The organism is Francisella sp. 19X1-34 (genome assembly GCF_041102755.1).
In the GTDB taxonomy this organism is placed as follows: Bacteria; Pseudomonadota; Gammaproteobacteria; order Francisellales; family Francisellaceae; genus Francisella.
Window position 1 is genome coordinate 1 of the sequence record NZ_JBGCTX010000124.1, and the last position, 2,688, is coordinate 2,688.

The window sequence follows — 2,688 nt, forward strand, 5'->3', positions numbered from 1 at the left end:
TTTAGGTATGCCCATTAGTCATAGAACTGCCTAAAATACACCAACTAGAAGACCTTAAGGGGTTAAGAAACAAAGCCATTATAGAGCTTTTTTTTTGAACCTCTGTAAGCCTTATGTAACAATGCATACGGGGGATTTTTTTTTATTATGCTTGTAATTCAATGGTTTATGCTTGATCAATATTGATAAAGCATTTAATCTGTTTGTATTGACTTATATCTTGCAAGCAAAATGTACAAAGAAATAATAGTAACTAAAAAAGATACCTTTGTAGATGCTATCTACAGATTATCATTAGATGAAATGAGATTATTTAACTATGCAATAGCTAAAACCAATCCTTTTCACTCAGAAAACAGAACCGTTTTTATTTCTTTGAACGAACTAACAAAATTCTATGGTTTAGAGCATAGAACAGCTATGTATAAAGAATTTAATAATGCTTTAAGTTCTCTTTTTGATAGAAAAGTGACATATATAAAGCAAGATGAAGAATACGGTAAAATCTGGGTCACTTGTCGCCTGATAGTATCAAAAGAAGATAATCGAAATGGTACTATAGGATTTAAATTTAGTGATGAAATTAATCAGCTTATTAAGTGCGATAGGGACTTTTTAGAATATAAATTGAAGCAAACTGTTGGCATAACTTCGCCTAATTCAGTTCGCATATATGAAATGCTTTTATATGTCTTAAAAATGGCACCTAACAGAAGTTTAAAGAAAGAATTTTCTATAGAAGAAATCAAAAACAAACTAGGGCTTTATGATAAGTATCCGAGATTTTCAAACTTTAAAAAAGATGTTTTAGAAGTTGCAAAAACTCAAATAAATAAACATACAGATATCAAAATCAATTACGAAGTTAAGAAGCTTGGAAGAACTCCAGTAGGTGTAATTTTTACAGCAAAATACAAACCAAATGCAGAACATTTTACACTAGAACAAGAGCAAGAAATTATCCAACCATTAAAACACAATCCAGCAATAAAAGAACAAAAACAAATTAGCATTTCACATTTACAACAACTAAAAAAATCATTTAAAAAGTTTTAGAAATCAGCCGACTTTACTGCCCCACTTACCGCCTATGCGGAAGCTAAAACGGAAACTAAAGCAGTGTTGATTTCCGCATAAAAATATACGAAATTGCTTTTAAATGCGAATTGAGCCTTTATCAATCCTTCAAAAAGTATCCTTTAGATCTGTCTAAGAGCACTCTTCCCTATTGCTAATTTTCCAAATTACAACGAGTATCTAAAGGTTCATTACGCATTGGATAAAACCCAAAGCGAATGGGTGTTAAATAGGCATGTAATAAATTAAAATTTCTAGTTTGTATATTCGTCCCCATTTCCTTGAAATGATAAATCAATTAAAAATAGACTAATTTAATTAAAATACACTATAATGATGTTTTAAATTATTTTTACATAGGGTCAAATACAATGCTAATAGTAGAAAAAAATGAAAATTTACTACGTAGCTTAATGATAGAAAATAACAATCTAAAAGATAAATGTTTTATACCAGAGGCGCATCATAGTTATGATGATTATAAAAAGTATGTTTTTTATAGTATTCCTCGATGTGTTGTTAACAGCGTAATTTATACATGTTCTCAACTAGAACACTTTTCCAGAAAAGTAAAAGATGAAACAAAAAAAGATTGTCTTATTGTTTTCCTTGGTCAGGGACCTAAAATATATAAATGGGTCTTTGAATCAATGATGAAAAGATGTACTAATCCAATACAATCAATGACTCTAAGAGGTTCACTTAAAGATGATAGTGTTATTGATTTGGAATCATCTATTATGAAATATTTCAGCAAAAAATTCAATAAACACATTGTTAATAAACCACATGTTATTTTTGTCGATTATGTAGCCTCAGGTTCTTCTTTACAAAAATTAGGGTCTGTATTAAGAAGTCATTCACCTTGGTCTACTAATGATTTTACACACTCTTATTTTTGTCTCGGTACTGAAAGTGAGCCTAAAAAAGATAAGTTAAGACAAACATCACCTAAATATATAGTATTTGATCCAATAACTATTCATGGTGCTGATGGTTGCGATATGTCAGATTTCTTAATGCATCATGGAAAAGAGATTTTTGGACGCCATTCTGCAGAAAAAATATATGACAGTCAGAAATATTGGAAAGAAGGTAGTGATCGAAAACCAGATCAAGTCTATGAAATTTTAAGAAAATCATTTAAAGAGTTATTTGAAAGTGGTGGACCTTTTTCATTCCCTAATGTTCCTTACTATTTAGGGGTGGTAAGTGTCGATATGTTTAATACTGAAGATTTATATTGGCATGAACTTTTTACACTTAAAGAAGATTTGAATGTTATTAGACCTATTAAAGATGTTTAATAATTGCTAAATTAATTTTTATCACCTAAATAGTTCTAAAGTTATAATCATCCAATTAGGAATGGGCCTTTTAAGGCGATTTAAGAGCCGTTTTAAAAATATGCATGAAAAACCATATCGAAGCTTAAAAACGTCCAACAAAGCCTTCTGTGTTTCAAGAGCGGGGTGGTTTGAAGTTATTAGCTGTACGCAAGACATTCGTACAATGTGAAAATCTTTATTCGCCGATAATGGGACTGTTGAAATCTGATATTAATTTTAAAATTGTTTAAAATATACTGAAAAGTAATATATGATTTTTTTA

General features: G+C 29.7%; 2 protein-coding genes. Both read left to right on the top strand.

Annotated features, from left to right (window positions below):
• Positions 1-231: 231 nt before the first annotated feature.
• Entirely contained in the window at positions 232-1,056 is an 825-nt protein-coding gene (locus tag AB8E56_RS11505) for a replication initiation protein (protein WP_329481249.1), read from the top strand.
• A gap of 392 nt (positions 1,057-1,448) precedes the next feature.
• Positions 1,449-2,384: a hypothetical protein gene (locus AB8E56_RS11510; RefSeq protein ID WP_329481251.1), complete on the top strand. Its 936-nt coding sequence runs from the start codon at positions 1,449-1,451 to the stop codon at positions 2,382-2,384.
• Positions 2,385-2,688 lie beyond the last annotated feature (304 nt).

Bases quoted from the DNA above. Each gene is read 5' to 3' on its own strand.
- AB8E56_RS11505 (WP_329481249.1), top strand. From the start codon at position 232: ATGTACAAAGAAATAATAGTAACTAAAAAAGATACCTTTGTAGATGCT.
- AB8E56_RS11510 (WP_329481251.1), top strand. From the start codon at position 1,449: ATGCTAATAGTAGAAAAAAATGAAAATTTACTACGTAGCTTAATGATA.